Source organism: Nonomuraea sp. AD125B (assembly GCF_041402765.1).
In the GTDB taxonomy this organism is placed as follows: Bacteria; Actinomycetota; Actinomycetes; order Streptosporangiales; family Streptosporangiaceae; genus Nonomuraea; species Nonomuraea bangladeshensis.
Genome location: NZ_JBGLOU010000003.1, coordinates 425,864 through 440,401, shown reverse-complemented (window position 1 = coordinate 440,401; position 14,538 = coordinate 425,864). Strand labels below are relative to the sequence as shown.

The 14,538-nt window shown below is 73.1% G+C and carries 15 protein-coding genes; 8 read left to right on the top strand and 7 right to left on the bottom strand.

Translation table 11 applies throughout. The features are described 5' to 3' along the window. Positions 1-182: 182 nt before the first annotated feature. From ACBR40_RS11090 to ACBR40_RS11080, 3 genes are all read right to left on the bottom strand, one after another. Positions 183-1,775: a sigma factor gene (locus ACBR40_RS11090; protein ID WP_371248601.1), complete on the bottom strand. Its 1,593-nt coding sequence runs from the start codon at positions 1,773-1,775 to the stop codon at positions 183-185. 101 nt (positions 1,776-1,876) lie between these two features. After that, on the bottom strand, positions 1,877-3,652 hold the full coding sequence (locus tag ACBR40_RS11085; protein WP_371248600.1) for a substrate-binding domain-containing protein: 1,776 nt from the start codon (positions 3,650-3,652) through the stop codon (positions 1,877-1,879). Positions 3,653-3,843: 191 nt separating this feature from the next. Continuing rightward, a complete protein-coding gene (locus ACBR40_RS11080; protein WP_371248599.1) occupies positions 3,844-4,479 on the bottom strand; it encodes a cation transporter in 636 nt (211 codons plus the stop codon). 92 nt (positions 4,480-4,571) lie between these two features. Between ACBR40_RS11080 and ACBR40_RS11075 the strand changes: the two genes are divergently transcribed. The 5 genes from ACBR40_RS11075 (at position 4,572) to ACBR40_RS11055 (ending at position 7,834) form a co-directional block, all read left to right on the top strand. Then, positions 4,572-5,372, top strand: coding sequence for a DUF4184 family protein (locus ACBR40_RS11075; protein WP_371248598.1), 801 nt, complete (start codon positions 4,572-4,574; stop codon positions 5,370-5,372). Positions 5,373-5,391: 19 nt separating this feature from the next. Then, a complete protein-coding gene (locus tag ACBR40_RS11070) occupies positions 5,392-6,198 on the top strand; it encodes a TrmH family RNA methyltransferase (RefSeq protein ID WP_371248597.1) in 807 nt (268 codons plus the stop codon). A gap of 35 nt (positions 6,199-6,233) precedes the next feature. After that, a complete protein-coding gene (locus ACBR40_RS11065; RefSeq protein ID WP_371248596.1) occupies positions 6,234-6,992 on the top strand; it encodes an SDR family NAD(P)-dependent oxidoreductase in 759 nt (252 codons plus the stop codon). A gap of 26 nt (positions 6,993-7,018) precedes the next feature. Continuing rightward, on the top strand, positions 7,019-7,390 hold the full coding sequence (locus ACBR40_RS11060) for a MerR family transcriptional regulator (RefSeq protein WP_344206684.1): 372 nt from the start codon (positions 7,019-7,021) through the stop codon (positions 7,388-7,390). Between the two features lie 180 nt (positions 7,391-7,570). Beyond that, entirely contained in the window at positions 7,571-7,834 is a 264-nt protein-coding gene (locus tag ACBR40_RS11055; RefSeq protein ID WP_344206685.1) for a DUF4235 domain-containing protein, read from the top strand. 6 nt (positions 7,835-7,840) lie between these two features. Here ACBR40_RS11055 and ACBR40_RS11050 read toward each other — a convergent pair whose 3' ends face one another. After that, on the bottom strand, positions 7,841-8,128 hold the full coding sequence (locus ACBR40_RS11050; RefSeq protein WP_344206686.1) for a hypothetical protein: 288 nt from the start codon (positions 8,126-8,128) through the stop codon (positions 7,841-7,843). A gap of 118 nt (positions 8,129-8,246) precedes the next feature. On the opposite strand from ACBR40_RS11050, the gene ACBR40_RS11045 reads away from it, so the two are divergent. Further along, entirely contained in the window at positions 8,247-8,768 is a 522-nt protein-coding gene (locus ACBR40_RS11045) for a hypothetical protein (protein WP_371248595.1), read from the top strand. Here the strand turns inward: ACBR40_RS11045 and ACBR40_RS11040 are convergent, their stop codons facing one another. Further along, positions 8,769-9,605 carry a serine hydrolase gene (locus tag ACBR40_RS11040; protein WP_344206688.1) on the bottom strand — a complete coding sequence of 279 codons (837 nt, stop codon included), beginning with the start codon at positions 9,603-9,605 and terminating at the stop codon, positions 8,769-8,771. Between the two features lie 102 nt (positions 9,606-9,707). Here ACBR40_RS11040 and ACBR40_RS11035 point away from each other — a divergent pair, with 102 nt between their 5' ends. Beyond that, on the top strand, positions 9,708-9,899 hold the full coding sequence (locus ACBR40_RS11035; RefSeq protein WP_344206690.1) for a DUF1508 domain-containing protein: 192 nt from the start codon (positions 9,708-9,710) through the stop codon (positions 9,897-9,899). Here ACBR40_RS11035 and ACBR40_RS11030 read toward each other — a convergent pair. Next, on the bottom strand, positions 9,896-10,426 hold the full coding sequence (locus tag ACBR40_RS11030; RefSeq protein WP_344207148.1) for a VTT domain-containing protein: 531 nt from the start codon (positions 10,424-10,426) through the stop codon (positions 9,896-9,898). The two genes, ACBR40_RS11035 and ACBR40_RS11030, sit on opposite strands and share 4 nt — an antisense overlap. Positions 10,427-10,590: 164 nt before the next feature. Here ACBR40_RS11030 and ACBR40_RS11025 point away from each other — a divergent pair, with 164 nt between their 5' ends. Then, a complete protein-coding gene (locus ACBR40_RS11025) occupies positions 10,591-11,115 on the top strand; it encodes a hypothetical protein (protein ID WP_371248594.1) in 525 nt (174 codons plus the stop codon). On the opposite strand, the gene ACBR40_RS11020 is transcribed toward ACBR40_RS11025, so the two are convergent. After that, on the bottom strand, positions 11,084-14,476 hold the full coding sequence (locus ACBR40_RS11020) for a BTAD domain-containing putative transcriptional regulator (protein ID WP_344206694.1): 3,393 nt from the start codon (positions 14,474-14,476) through the stop codon (positions 11,084-11,086). The two genes, ACBR40_RS11025 and ACBR40_RS11020, sit on opposite strands and share 32 nt — an antisense overlap. Between the last annotated feature and the right edge of the window lie 62 nt (positions 14,477-14,538).

The window sequence follows — 14,538 nt, the reverse complement described above, 5'->3', positions numbered from 1 at the left end:
TCGGTTTACCGGCAGGAAGAGGTTTCTTGTGTGACCTTCGGCACACACTTGAGCAATCTCCGGCCCCGACGCGGTCTCCAAGCACACCAGAATGCCCTATCCGGCACAGGATCCACGAGTCGGGGTCCGTTACATCCCCGTTTGTCGATTAAATTCCAATCTACTGTCGGTAGATGCCCGCTTTATTCCCGATTCATGCCATCCGATGTAGAACTCGCCATTCCTGTAGGAGTGGCGACGGGTTCTGTGGAGGTCGGCACGGGGTCGTGGTCGGGCTGTCCAGGGTCGTCGGGCTGGCTGCCCTCCCAGCTCAGCGAGCAGGTCGAGGTGCCGCCGTTCGAGGTGAACGACACCCGCCCGTCGCCCGCTTCCTCGGGGTCCGTCACCGTCACCCGGACCCGTACCGAGCCGCCGGCCTTGATCGACCCGCTCGCGGGGGAGACCTCCAGCCCCTGGGAGGCCGTCGCCACCCAGGACACGGCGGCGCCCCTGGCGCTCAGCCCGATCTGCGCCGCGCCGTCGATCGCCTTCGGGCAGGACGTGCCGAGCCGGGGCGCGGGGGCGGGGCGGCGGGTGTTCCGCACCGGGGCCCGCCTCGGCGGAGTGGAGGGCAGCGTCGCCGGCCGGGTGGTCGGCCGCGTGGCCGCCGGCCGGTCGTCCGGCGTGGTGCGCGAGGCCGACGGGCTCGGCTCCGGCGACGGCGTCACTTCGTCCTGGTCCGGCACCGGGTCCGGGCTCTGGTCATAGGCGGGCGGCACGGAGGACGCGGACGGCACGGCGGACGCGGTCGGCGCGGGCGCGAACCGCAGCGACGTCTTGTCCGCCGCCTCGCCTCCGTTGATCACGACCACCGCCCCGGTCGCCGCCAGCACGCACGCGCCCGCCAGCACCACCGGCGCGAGGCGGCGGGGCCTGCGCCGGCGGGAGCGGCGCTCGCCCGCCACCGGGAACCCGGCCCGGTCGAAGCCCTCGCCGCGCTCCAGGATCAGGGTGCGGGCCTGGTCGCGCCCGGGGCTCACGCTGGTCTCGATCACCCGGCGGCGCAGGGAGAGCGGCGGGTACCCGACCGGCACCAGGTCGAGCAGCCGCCCCCCGTCCACCTGGCCGCGCCGCCGCTCGCCGCACACCTCGCAGCCGCCGATGTGCCCGGACAGCCGCCGGCGCAGCAGCGGCGTGAGCGGGCCTTCCCAGGAGTCGACCATCGCCGACAGGTCCGGGCAGTGCGCCCGTCCGGTCCTCGCCAGCACCACGGCCGCGACGGCGATCTCCAGGTGGTCGCGGGCCCTGGTCAGCCGGGCCACGGCCTGCCGCGAGGTCAGCGCCAGCACCGCGCCGACCTCGGACGGGGTGAGGCCGTGACGCAGCGACAGCTCCAGCACCTCGCGGTCGACGCCGGTCAGCTCGCCCAGCGTCTCGTGCACCAGGTCGGCCAGCTCGGGATCGGGCTGCCCGTCCGGGTCGGGCAGCGGCGGGCCCTGCGGCGGCGTGCCGCGGTGCGCCAGCCGGGCTCCGACCTGGGACCTGGTCAGCGCGTACAGCCAGGGGCGCAGCCGGCCGGGCTCCCGCAGCCGCTCGATCCAGCCCTGGGCGCTGACCAGGGCGTCGTGCACGGCGTCGGCCGACAGGTCAGGCTCGCCCGTCAGGCAGTAGGCGTAGTCGTGCAGCCGTTCGCCGTAGGAGTCGAAGAGCGCGGCGGGGGCGTCGGCGTCCGCGCGCCGCAACGCCTCCACCAGGTCGTGGTCAGCGGCGCGATCGACGGTCGGCCATCCAGGCACGGATTCCCTCCCCGCGGGTAGACGGGCCCTTGAGCCCCACGCGGAGAGGACGCGCCCTTGTTCGTGGGGGTTCGCCCGTCATGCCCGATGGGCATGAAACGTCAGCCGTCGCAGTTGGGCGTGCAGAGGCGGCGTTCCATGCCCTGGAGGAAGAAGTCGCGGACCTGGAGGACGTCCTTGGCGATGTACGCCTCGCCTCCGGTGGCCTTCGCCACCGCGTCCATCTGCTGCTTGCCCTTCTCCGCCTCGGGCCCGAACGCGATGAGCAGGATGCTGATCGGCCGCTTCGGGTTGTAGGTCTTCTTGAGGTAGTCCAGCAGCCCGGCGTTGGACAGGCCGCCGTCGGGGTCGTCGTTGCCCGCGCCGTCCGTCAGGATCAGCAGCGTGTTGATCTTGTCTTCCTTGTACGTCTTGGTGAGCTGCCCGTAGGCCGCCTTGACCGTGTCGTTCAGCCCGGTGTCGCCGGTGGCCTTGGCCTGCACCTGCGCGAACGTCCTGACCAGCGTCTCCTTGCGCAGCACGCCGTTGATCGACTCGCTGACCGGGCCGACCGACACCAGCTCCCGCCAGTCCTTGCCCTGCCCGTCGAGGTGCGTGGAGAACGTCCACAGCCCGAGCTCCGAGTCGGCGGGGAACAGCGCCAGCCCCTCGGTGGCGATCTTGTTGATGGCCTGCATGCGGGTCATGCCCGTGCCCGGCACCGGCAGCGCCATCGTCCCCGAGACGTCGAGCAGCGTGAGCAGCCGGGTGCCGAGGTTCAGCCGGGACCAGGTCTGCACCATCCGCGTCACGGTCGCCGCGTCCGGCGGGGTCAGCGCCTGCGGCGTCTCCTGCGCGAAGCCCTTCTCCTTCGACAGGTTGTCGCCCGCCTTGCCGTCGGCGCTGCGGAACCCGGCCTCGCGCAGGATCTTCTTGGCCGAGTCGCCGGACAGCTCCTTCTTGAAGCCCGCCGCCGCCTTGAGCGTCGCGGCGTCCTTGGTGAGGACCGTCATCGGGTAGTCGAGGCTGAGCGTGCCCTCCTCGGGATAGAGGGCGACGATCGGGGCCTCGGGCTTGCGCGTGTTGTGGACGTAGACCGCCTGCTCGGAGGCCACGCCCACCGGCACCCGGCTGCCCGACTTCACGGTGAGGCTGGCCAGCAGCGCCGAGGAGTCGGAGGCGAGCTGGCCCGACAGCTCCTTGAGCGCTCCCACGAGCGCCTTGTCCTGCTTGGCGGCCTTGGCCGTGCCCGCGGCGGCGAGCAGCGCGGTGAGTCCGGCCGAGTTCTTCTGCGGGTCGAGGGCGAGCACCCGGACCTTCCTGCCGGGCCCGTCCACGTTGGCCACGTTCGCGGCCGCGATGAGGGCGGTCCAGCTCGGCTTGAGGGTGCCCTCCAGCTTCGCCGCGGACGTCTTGGCCGTCGCCAGCACGACGGGGGAGAGCGCGACGGAGCCGTCCGGGCGCGGCAGCGCGTCCCCGCCGCCGGCGGCCGCGCGCATGCTCTCCAGCAGCAGGCTGGAGTCGGCCACCCAGAAGTCCGCCTCCGACTTGCCCGCGGCGATCGCGTTGGCGGTCCTGGCCGCCGACTCCTTGGTCACCGTCACGTCCACGCACTTGCTGTCGACGGAGTGCATGGCCTTGTTATAGTTGCCAGCGATCTTGTTGAGCGCCGGCTGGATGTCCGGCGTGGCGACGACGCGCAGCGCGAGCTTGCCGTCCGAGCAGTCGTGGTCGCGGTTGAAGATGACGAACGCGGCCACACCGAGGAGCACCGCCAGCGCCACGGCGCCGGCCAGCGGCACGAGCACGCGGCCCCGGCTGCTGCGCGCCCTGCGGCGCGAGGGGGGTTCGGCGGCCCGGTATCCGCCGTCGAGCTCGTCTGTGCGGTGTCGCCCCACGATGTCCTCTTCGGTGTGTCGTGACCTTCCGGAGACCCTAGCGGGAGTTGCTCCGCAATACTCCGGGAACGATACTCGGTGCGGTCAGTGGTGCAAAACAGCCCTTTTGGTGCGGTGATGACGCACGGTGACCAAACCAAGTCGCTGCGGGACCGGTGACAGGGGGTGCGAGAACCTTCGACCGTACGCGGTCAGTGGCAGCAGGCGTGGCCGCGCCAGGCCCGCGCGCCCTCACGTACGCCCACCGCCGCGAGCGCCAGCGCCATCGCCGGGTCCGCCCACCACCAGCCCAGCGTGTTGAGCCAGAGCCCGGCGAGCACCCCGGCCGCCATCGCGCCGCAGATGAGGTTCTGCGTGCCCTCGCCCGCGGTCGCCGCCGAGCCCAGCCGGCGGGCGAGCCTGCGCTTGACCAGGCCCAGCACCGGCATGCCGATCAGGCTGACGGCCGTCACCACGATGCCGAGCGCGCTCGGCGCCGCCCGCTGGCCCTCGCCCAGGTCGTACGCCACGTGCGCCACGAGATAGGGGGCCAGCAGCCAGAAGCTCACGGCGACCGCCCGCCTGGCCGTGCCCTCGGCGCCCGGCGACAGCGTGCGCGAGCCGGTGAACCGCCACAGCACGATCAGGCTGGCCGCCGCCTCGACCAGCGCGGACAGCGCCCAGCCGATGAGCGCCACCGAATGCGCCGCCATCCCGGCCACCAGGCCGAGCGTGCTCTCCACGCCGAGCCAGCCGAGCGTGACCAGGGAGAGCGCGCGGGCCGCGCGGGCGTCGCCCAGCCACTCGGCCGACACCGCGGGAAGCTCGTGGATCCGCTGCTCAGACATGACGAACCTCCCGGTGACCTTGAGTTACCTACCCGTCACCGTACGCGAGAAAGGCGTCCGCCCCGCCAAGGAATGGCCAAGATCGGCCGATAATGGGAGCCGACGAGGGGGAGAAGCCGATGCCGTTCACGCCCGCGCACATCGCGGCGGTGCTGCCGCTGGTCTCGGCGGCCCGGGTGCGCCGCTTCGCCGACCCCTGGGCGCTGGCCGTGGGCGCGATGGTGCCCGACCTGCCGATCTTCCTGCCGTTCCTGCCCGACTACACCGACTGGCATTCCTGGACCGGCGTGCTCACGCTCGACCTGGCCGCGGCGGTGCTGCTGGTGGCGCTGTTCCACCACGTTCTGCGCGATCCCCTGACCGCCCTGCTGCCGCCCGCGCTCGCCGGGCGGGCCGCGCTGCTCGCGCCCGCCCGCCTCCGGCCGGCGCCGATTGTGGCCGGAGCCCTGATCGGCGCCGCCACCCACATCGGCTGGGACTCCTTCACCCACTCCACCGGCCCCGCCCTCTGGGGCGGCTGGCTCTCGGCAGAGGTCCTCGGGGTGCTGCCGCTCTTCCGCGTCCTGCAGTACACCTCCTCGGCGGTCGGCCTCGCCGCCGTCGTGTGGTGGGCCTGGCGTGGCCTCGCTCGGATGGCGCCCGCGCCGGTGCCCGAACGGCTCGCCGTGTCCGCCCGCGTCCGGGCCGGCGTGCTCGCGGCCTGCGCGGCCGGCGTCGTCGCGGGGGCGCTCGTCTGGCCCCTGGTGGACGAGCCGACCCCGGCGCTCGGCCTGCCCAGCGTGCTCACCAAGACCGGCGCGGGCACCGTCGTCGGCCTGTGCCTGGTCCTCGCCTGCTACGCCGCGCTCTGGCAGCTCAGGCGCCGCCGCCCGGCCGTCCCTGACCGCGCCTGACCACTGGCACTATCGAGAGGTGCTTGAGTACGTCACCGACGCCGACGACCCCCGCCTCTCCGACTACACCCGGCTGCGGGACGTCGAGCTGCGCAAGAGCCTGGAGGCCGAGCGCGGCCTCTTCCTCGCCGAGGGCGAGAAGGTCATCAGGCGGGCCATCGGCGCCGGCTACCCCATCCGCTCGGTCCTGACCACCCGCCGCTGGCTCCCCTCACTCGCCGACGCCCTCGGCGACGCCCTCGCGTACGTCGTCAGCGACGAGATCATGTCCGGCATCGCGGGTTTCCAGGTCCACCGCGGCGCCCTCGCCTCGATGGAACGCCTCCCGCTGCCGTCCGTGGAACACCTGCTGACGGGCGGGGCCCGCCGCCTGCTGGTGCTGGAGGACCTGGTCGACCACAGCAACATCGGCGCGATCTTCCGCTCGGCGGCGGCGCTCGGGGTCGACGCGGTCATCCTGTCCCCCCGGTGCGCCGACCCCCTCTACCGGCGCGCGGTGAAGGTGTCGATGGGAGCGGTGTTCTCGATCCCGTACGCGCGCATGGACGACTGGTTCGAAGGACTGTCGCGGCTGCGGGAGGCGGGCTTCCAGACGCTGGCCCTGACACCCGACCAGCAGGTCACGCCGATCGACACGGTGAAGCTGTCCGACCGGGTGGCGCTGCTCCTCGGCTCCGAGGGTGACGGCCTGTCGTCCCACTGGCTGGAGGAGGCCGACCAGGCGGTGTGCATCCCGATGAGCCCGGCCGCGATGGCGGCGGGCGTCGACTCTCTGAACGTCGTCGCCGCGGCGGCCATCGCCTGCCACGGCCTGATGAGAGGTTGACCTTGCCGCTGGCGGCAGGGTTGAACGATGACGGCATGGACATCACCGCACCCCAGAACAGCAGGATCGTCGTCGTCACCGGAGCCGGCACCGGAATCGGCCGGGCGACGGCCCGCGCCTTCGCCGCGGAGGGCGACCACGTGATCGCGCTCGGCCGGCGCGTCGAACCGCTCAAGCAGACCGCGGCCGGGCACGACCGGATCACCCCGCTGGCCGCCGACATCACCGCCGAGGGCGAGCCCGAGCGGATCATCCGTGCCGTGCTGGAGACACACGGCCGGCTGGACGTGCTGGTCAACAACGCCGGCATCGTACGCAGTGGCGCCCTCGGGACGATCACGCAGGAGGCGATCACCGCTCAGCTCGCCACCAACCTCGTCGCCCCCGTCCTGCTGGCGCAGGCCGCGCTGCCGCTGCTGGAGACGTCGGGCGGAGTGATCGTCAACGTCAGCACGTCGATAGGGCAGCGGGCGTTCCCGGGCAGCTCGGTCTACGCGGCGACCAAGGCCGCACTGGAACTGCTCACCCGCACCTGGGCGGTCGAGCTGGCGCCGCGCGGGGTCCGGGTGGTGGCCGTCGCTCCCGGCGCGATCGGCACCCCCATCGGTGAGCACCAGGGCCTGACGCCGGAGCGCATGGCCGCGCTGCGGGAATGGCAGCTGGCGCACACCCCGCTGGGCCGGATCGGCCGGCCCGAGGAGGTGGCCTGGGCGATCACCCAGCTCGCCGCGCCGGCCGCGTCGTTCGTCACCGGAGTGGTCTTCCCGGTCGACGGCGGAGCGGTCGTGGCGTGATAAAAGTGGCCCGGGAGGTGGGACGCGTGCGGATCGGCGAGCTGGCCAGGATGACCGGCACGACCGCTCGGGCGCTGCGGCACTACGAGCAGGCCGGGCTGATCTCCTCCGAACGGGCCGCCAACGGCTACCGCCGCTACGACGAGCGGGCCGTGGTGCGGGTGCGCAACATCCGCCACCTGCTGTCCGCCGGGCTGACCCTGGACGACGTGCGCGCGTTCCTTCCCTGCCTGGACGGCGACGTCGCCGCCGTACCGCCCTCGGACAAGGGCCTGCGGATCGCGCTGGAGCGGCTGGCGATACTCAACGAACGGATCGCCACGCAGACCGAGGCCCGCGACCGCCTGGAGAAGGCACTCCGCGAGAAGGCCGGCCACCGCATCCGCCCGGTGGCCTGACGCAGGACTGCCCGGCACGGGGGCCGGTCGGGCGAGGGCTCTTCACATCGGCCTTCCATGATGCTCGTGTAGACGTTCGGTCCCGTTTCTTCGGGCCCCAGGACGTGGGCCATTTCCAGTGAACGGGTTTAGGCGGCTCACAGGGGGCACGGGCAGACAGCATCGTCGAGGAGAGGTGAGATGCACTCCGTAGAGAAAGCACTGTCGCTCGGAATGGGCATGCTCAGCGCCGCGCTGGCCGCCGCGATGTTCAAGCGGGTGTGGACGATGGCGTCGGGGGAGGAGGACGCGCCGGACGCCGACGACCTGGAGCGGGGCTGGACGGAGATCCTGGTCGCCGCCGCGCTGCAGGGCGCGATCTTCGGCCTGGTCAAGGCCGCGGTGCACCGCGCGGGCGCGCAGACCTTCCACCGCCGGGCGGTCAGGAACGGCGCGAAGGGCTGAGCCGGGTCAGGGGTGGCCGGGCATCCAGTCGGGGTAGTTGTCGACGTCGTAGGTGACCGGCCTGCTCTCGACCGGGCCCGTGTGGCCCGCCGCTCTGAGCAGCGCCTCCATCGCGGGAGCGTGCGCGTCCGTGGTGATCAGGGTGAGCCGCCAGGCGGACGTCCCGGCGGATGAGCCCGGCACCTCGTCGATGTCGATGGACGTGGCGAGATCCGCCCCCAGGATCTCGTGCGCCAGGACGGCCGCCTTCTCGTGGCCTTCGACCGTGGTGCGGACCTCGATGAATGCCGCCATCGGTTTTCCTTTGTCCGTGGGGAGGCCCACCCTACCTGTGGAGCGCACGAAGCGAACGGGATTCGGCATATGCTGCTCCCTGTGACACTGCCATGACGGTGGGTGACGGGGAGGGTTCATGGACCTGGGGTGGATCATCGTGACGGCGATCGGGGCGGGTGCCTCGCCCGCTGCTCCACCGGCCGCGCTGACCTGCGCGGTCGCGACCCCGCCCGCCCGGCCGCTGAGCTTCACGCCGAGCGTCGGGCTGACGCCCCGCCCGGTCACCGTGCGGGGCAACCTCCAGCTCACCGGCTGCGTCTCGCCGGACGGCTCGGCCTCCGCCCTGCGGTCCGGCTGGGTGTCCCTGCGCGTCACCGCCGACGCCTCCTGCACCAGCACCGCCCGCGTACGCGGCCGCGCGACCGTCGTCTGGTTCGGCGCGGACGGCCGTCCCCTCGGCACCTCCACGATCACCGGCGGACCGGGCAGCCTGGCCACCCATCGGCCCGCCGACAGCCTGCTGTCCGGCACCGTGACCTACGGCCCGCTCAAGGGCCGCCGGGCGAGCGGCGGCCTGACGCCGGACGCGGGCCTCATCTCCTGCGCCACCGACGGGCTGAGCCGCCTGGCCGGCACGGGGACGATGAGGTTCGGCTGATCAGCCTTCCGCGATCCGCCTCTCCGCGTAGTCGAGCAGTTGCTCGGCCGTGGTGAAGCGGCGGTTCTTGTCGTCGTGCAGCAGTGCGCCCACGATCTGGACGCCGTTCCGCTCGGCGGCGAACAGCAGGCAGTAGCCGGCCGCCCTGGTGTAGCCGGTCTTGACGCCCAGCACGCCGGCGGAGCGGGAGAGCAGTTCGTTGGAGTTGCGCCAGGTGTGCGCCCGGTGCACGGCGGTCTTGCCCACCTTGTACGTCTTCGTCCCCACCATGGACTGGAACGTGCTGTTCGCGAGCGCCCGCTGCGCCAGCTTCACCTGGTCGGCGGCGGTCGAGTAGCCGCCGTTGCCCGGCGTGGGCATGCCGTCGGCGTTGGTGTAACGGGTGTCGGCCAGGCCGAGGGCGCGGGCGGTGCGGTTCATCTTCGCGACGAACGCCGCCTTGCCCGGCCCGTAACGCCGGGCCAGGGCGCTGGCCGCGTCGGCGCCCGACGGCAGCAGCAGCCCGTGGAGCAGGTCCCTGACCGTGAGGCGTTCGCCCGCGCGCAGCCCGGCCGTGGTGGCGCCGTCCTTGACGGCGTCCTTCACGTCGGCCTCGGTGACGGTGATCGTGTCGGTCAGCCGGGCCTCGCGCAGCACGACGTACGCGGTCATGACCTTGACCAGGCTGGCGACGGGCACCCGCCGGGTCTGCCGCTTGCCGAAGTGGATCGTTCCCGCCGAGTCCACCACGTACGCCTCCGCCGCCTTCACCTTGGGGGCGTCGGCCGCCACGGCTGGGGTGGTGAAGCCGACAAGCACGGCGAGCGCGGCAGAGCCCATCAATCCCGCAATACGCATGCCAAACATGGTGGCAGGAGATCAACGGTTCGTTTGCCTGACTTCGCCATAAAGCCCCATCGGGTGGGGGTAAATGAATGCTAGATCGAAGGGGGAACAGCCGTGGCGGGCAGGTTCATCATCACCGAGGACGGGCAGGGCGGTTACCGGTTCGCGCTGGTCGCGGGCAACGGGCAGACGCTGGCGGTGGGCGAGGGCTTCACCAGCAAGGCCGCCTGCGTGAACGGCATCGAGACCGTGCGGAGAAGCGCCCCGGAGGCCGTCATCGACGACCGCAGCCAGGCGCCGGCCTAGGCGATCACGGCCTTCTCGTCCGCCGTGGCGCGCCGCCGCCTCCTGCGCCACACCACGAACCCGGCCACCGCGCCGACGACCAGCACGGCCACGGCCGCCGCGGCGACGGGCGAGTGCGAGGCGAGTTGCACGTAGCCCCAGATGGCCGCCGCGCCGCCGAACCACCACAGCGGCGCCCAGGTCAGGCAGCCGAGCGCGCTCGCGACGACGTACCAGGGGTAGGAGACCCGCAGGGCGCCGGCCACCCAGGGCAGGGTGTGGCGCAGCCCCGGCACCCAGAAGCACCCGTAGACGGCGAGTGCCCCCCACTTCTCGACGACCCGCTCGACGGCCTCGATGCGGGCCCGGCCCACCTTGCGCCCGATCCGCGAGTCGTAGAGCTTCTCGCCGAGCCTGCGGCCGACCCAGTAGTAGACCTGGAACGCGCCGAACAGGGCGATGATGAGGATGACGCCCACCAGCCAGTAGGGCAGGTTGAGCCAGTAGGGCGTGTCGGGGGCGGGAACGGCGATCATCGCGGCCGACATGTCCACCACCCCTCCACTAAGCGTTAGGTAATCCTAACCTTATTCGCGCGTCAAGCCGAGTGCCACACCCGCCTGCAAGCGGCCCGCAACGGGTGCAACCAGGGGACAAGCAGCGATCAACCGCCCCGCTCCACTCTAGGTGTGAGCAAGAAGGGGTGTTGACGATGTCGACGACGAGAAGCAGGGCCGCCCTGGCCGGTGGCACCGCGAACGCGGCCAGGTTGTTCGTGGCCGCGCTGGCCTTCACCAGCGCCTACGTCGGCCTGTCCGCCTACGGCAACGCCCGCTCGGCCGCGGCCCCGGTGCAGACCGTGACGCTGTCGGCCCGCGAGATGCCGATCGCCCGCCCCCTCAAGGTCCCAACGTCCACGTCCACGTCCGCGCGGGCCGGCGCGGTCGCCGTCACCGCCGCCGGCGCGGACCGCTGCGCCACCTCGTACGTCGCCCGCAGCCTGCTCGCCGAGGCCGCCCCCGGCCAGGGCGTGATCTACCGCTGGCGGCTGTCCCGCTGGAGCCCCGCCACCAGGACCTGGCGCACATTCCTCGCCGAGCACGGCGGCTTCGCCGGGAGCGAGCGCGAGATCGAGTGGCGCCCCCGGATCTCCGGCAACCCCGGCTGGTATCGCGTCGAGGTGCTGGCCGAGGGCGCCGGAGCCGTCAGGAGCGAGCGTTTCCAGGTGAGCTGCTGACCGAGCGCCGCGCCGCCTCCACCCAGCGCGGCACGCCGACCCGCTCGGCCACCTCCAGCGCCTTCTCGTAGTGCTCGCGGGCCGCGTCGGGCTGACCGAGGCGGACCGCCAGGTCGCCGAGGGTGAGCGCCACCGGCCACAGCGCGACCACGCCGGTGCCCGCGCCCGCCACCCGGTCGGCGAACGGCTTGAGCTTGTCGTAGCAGTCGACCATCCGCTCGCGGTCGTCGAGCAGCATCCCGGCGAGGGCCCGCCAGGTCATCGCCAGCTCGTACAGGAAGTCGGGGCGCACCGGCGGGCGGACGGAGGCGACGGCCTTGGCGTCGGGGACGTGCCCGGCGGAGGCCAGCGCGAGCGCGTAGGCGTCGAGCGTCCACTTCGCGCCCCGGTGATGGGCGTCGGCCAGCACGTCGACCATCTCGGCGGCCCGGCCGTCGACCAGGTGCAGGCAGAACATGGTGATCAGCGGGAGGTCCTGGCGGCCCTCCAGCATGCCCGCGCGCTGGGTCATCCTGGCCGCGTCGCGATAGGCCCGCTCGGCGCCCGCGTAGTCGCCGGAGATCATGAACCGCATGCCGCGGTACCAGACGACCACCGCGGCGGGGGCGGACAAATCGTACTGCCTGGCCAGCTGGTCGGCCGCGGCCGCGTGCGTGTCGGCCACGGCGAACTCGCCCCGCGCCGCCGCGCACTCCAGCAGCACCAGGTGGGCCAGCGCCTGCGTGGCCATCTGCCCGGAGCGCTGCGCCACCTCCAGCAGCTCCCTGCCGATGCTCTCGCGCGCGTCCACGGCCGGGATGTCGTACGACTGCCGCAGCCGCCCGCTCAGCGCCGCCGCGATGAGCGTCGGGTCGCCGCTCTCCCTGGCCAGCTCCAGCGCCTGCAGTGACGCCTCCCGCCCGCGCTCGGGCGAGGAGGAGCCCTCCAGCTCCAGGGCCAGCGTCGTCAGCAGGCTGGCCCGCAGCCGCTGCTCGCCGGCCGGCAGCTCGACGAGCGCCCGCTCGGTGACGTCCACGATCTCCCACGCGGTGCGGGTGAAGTCGCGGGCCATGCCCTTGTGCGGCACGGCCAGCGAGGCCGCCACCTTGGCGGTGAGCTCCAGGTCGCCGAGCGGCAGCGCGGCGTCCATGGCCTGGCGGCGCAGCAGCCGCGCCGCCGTCATGTCGCCGCACACCGCGAGCGCCCTGATCTGGCGCAGCATCAGCCGCAGCCGCTCCTTGGCCCGCTCGGGCTGCTCGGTCTGCTCGTCGCCACGGGAGCGGTCGAACGCGGCGATCGCCTGCTCCCACAGCGAGGCGGCCTCGCGGTGGGCGAAGCGCCGCTCGGCCTGCTCGGCGGCGAGGCCCGCGTAGCGCACCGCCTTGTCGGCCGCGTCGGCCAGGAAGTAGTGGTGGGCGAGCGCGGCCACGTCGGAGGACGTGCGCTGCTCGATGACCGCCGCCACGGCCGCGTGCAGCCGGGCGCGGCGCAGACGGGAGGCGTCGGAGTAGATCGTGTCGCGCACCAGGTCGTGGTCGAAGCGCAGCAGCCCGGGGCCGGGCTCGGTGACGAGCCCGGCGAGCAGCGCGGCCTCGACGGCCTCGATCACCGCGTCCTCGTCGCCCGCGACCGCGATCAGCACGTCGAGGTCGACGTCGCGGCCGATCACCGCGGCCTGCAGCAGGATCTGCTGCGCGCCGGACGGCAGCCGCGAGATGCGCCGCCGCAGCACGTCGCGGACGCCGGAGGGCACCCGCGACAGCACCTCGGTGGCGCTGGCCCGGTCGGCCGCGCCCTCGGCGTCGAGCAGACGCACGGTCTCGCGCACGAAGAACGGGTTGCCTGCGGTGCGCTCGACGATCGACTCGACCGCGTCCTCGTCGATCTCGCGTACGCAGGTCGCTCTGACCAGCTCGGCCACGGCCTTCGGGTCGAGCCCGGAGAGGCCGACGCGGACCGGCCCGAGCCGGGCCAGCGAGGCCAGCACGTCGGACTGGGCGTCGTCCAGCTCGCTCTCCCTGCACGTCACCACCAGCAGCACCCGGCTGGTGGCGAGCAGGCTGGGCAGCGCGCGCAGCAGCGCGAGCGTCTGGTCGTCGGCCCAGTGGAGGTCCTCGACCGTCAGCAGCACCGGCGCGCGCTTGGCCACCCCTGCGAGGTAGCCGCCGACCGCGCGGTGCAGGCGGAAGCCGCCGGAGACCTCGTCCTCGTCGGGGTCGGGGGCGGCGTCGTCCAGCAGCGGGGCGAGGAGCTGGGCGTATTCGCCGGCGCCGGTCATGCCGACGAGCGTGCGCAGGATCTCCACCCAGGCCCAGCCGGGCGGGGTGGCGCTGGAGTCGGGGCAGGCGCCGGAGGCGGTGATCCAGCCGTCGCCGCCGAGCTGGCCCTCCAGGCGGCGCAGCAGCGTGGTCTTGCCCGCGCCCGCCACGCCGGTGACCACGGCCACCTGGAAGCGGCCGGTGCGCGAGGCGGCCGTGGTGAGCCGGGCGAGCTCGGCTTCGCGGCCGACGAACGGCTCGGGGTCGAGCGGCGGCGGCTCGACCGCGGCGGCCGGCCGGGGCGGCCAGGTGTCGCCGGCGGCCGGGACCGGGCGCGCGGGCCGCGCCGGGAGCGCCAGGTCCAGCTCGGGCGACTGAGCGAGGATGTCGGACTCCAGCTTGCGCAGCGCGGGGCCGGGGTCGATGCCGAGCTCGTCGGCCAGGATGTTCCTGGCGCGGCGCAGGGCCGCCAGCGCGTCGCCCTGCCGGCCGCAGCGGTAGAGGCCGAGCGCCAGCAGCCGCCAGCCCTCCTCGCGCAGCGGATGCTCGGTGGTCAGCGCCTCCAGGTCGGGCACGGTCTCGGCGTGCAGGCCGAGGCGCAGCCCGGTGTCGGCGTGCCGCTCACGGGCCACCAGCCGCAGCTCGGTCAGCCTGTTGACCTCGGCCTCGGCCCACTGCTGGTCGGCGAAGTCGGAGTAGGGGGTGCCGCGCCACAGCCCGAGCGCCTTCTCCAGGCGGCCGCGCGCCGACTGGGGGTCGCCCTCCTCCAGGTGCTCGCCCGCCGCCCGGACGAGCTGCTCGAACCGGAGCGCGTCGACCTGCTCGGAGGCCACCCGCAGGGCGTAGCCGGAGGCGACGGTCACCAGCAGGCGGTTGGGGCCGCCGCGCGGGCGGCCGGGTTCGAGCACCCTGCGCAGGCGCGAGATGTAGACCTGCAGGCCCGACTGCGCGCCCTTGGCCGCGTCGTCGTCCCACAGATCGTAAAGAAGAGTGTCAACCGGGACGACCTGACCCCTGGCCACGAGGAGTCGGGCGAGGACGGCTCGCTGCCGCAACCCGCCCAGGTCGAGTCCGTCGTCGTGTTCGTACGCCTCGACTGGCCCCAGAACTCGGAACGCCACCATGTCAGCCGCCACGCTATGCGGGCCTACGAATCGCGCACAAGGTCTTTGAGGGGTTTGGGATT

Coding starts and splice junctions, on each gene's coding strand:
- ACBR40_RS11080 (WP_371248599.1), bottom strand. CDS start 4,479: ATGTCTGAGCAGCGGATCCACGAGCTTCCCGCGGTGTCGGCCGAGTGG.
- ACBR40_RS11075 (WP_371248598.1), top strand. CDS start 4,572: ATGGGAGCCGACGAGGGGGAGAAGCCGATGCCGTTCACGCCCGCGCAC.
- ACBR40_RS11065 (WP_371248596.1), top strand. CDS start 6,234: ATGGACATCACCGCACCCCAGAACAGCAGGATCGTCGTCGTCACCGGA.
- ACBR40_RS11055 (WP_344206685.1), top strand. CDS start 7,571: ATGCACTCCGTAGAGAAAGCACTGTCGCTCGGAATGGGCATGCTCAGC.
- ACBR40_RS11050 (WP_344206686.1), bottom strand. CDS start 8,128: ATGGCGGCATTCATCGAGGTCCGCACCACGGTCGAAGGCCACGAGAAG.
- ACBR40_RS11045 (WP_371248595.1), top strand. CDS start 8,247: ATGGACCTGGGGTGGATCATCGTGACGGCGATCGGGGCGGGTGCCTCG.
- ACBR40_RS11040 (WP_344206688.1), bottom strand. CDS start 9,605: ATGCGTATTGCGGGATTGATGGGCTCTGCCGCGCTCGCCGTGCTTGTC.
- ACBR40_RS11030 (WP_344207148.1), bottom strand. CDS start 10,426: ATGTCGGCCGCGATGATCGCCGTTCCCGCCCCCGACACGCCCTACTGG.
- ACBR40_RS11025 (WP_371248594.1), top strand. CDS start 10,591: ATGTCGACGACGAGAAGCAGGGCCGCCCTGGCCGGTGGCACCGCGAAC.
- ACBR40_RS11020 (WP_344206694.1), bottom strand. CDS start 14,476: ATGGTGGCGTTCCGAGTTCTGGGGCCAGTCGAGGCGTACGAACACGAC.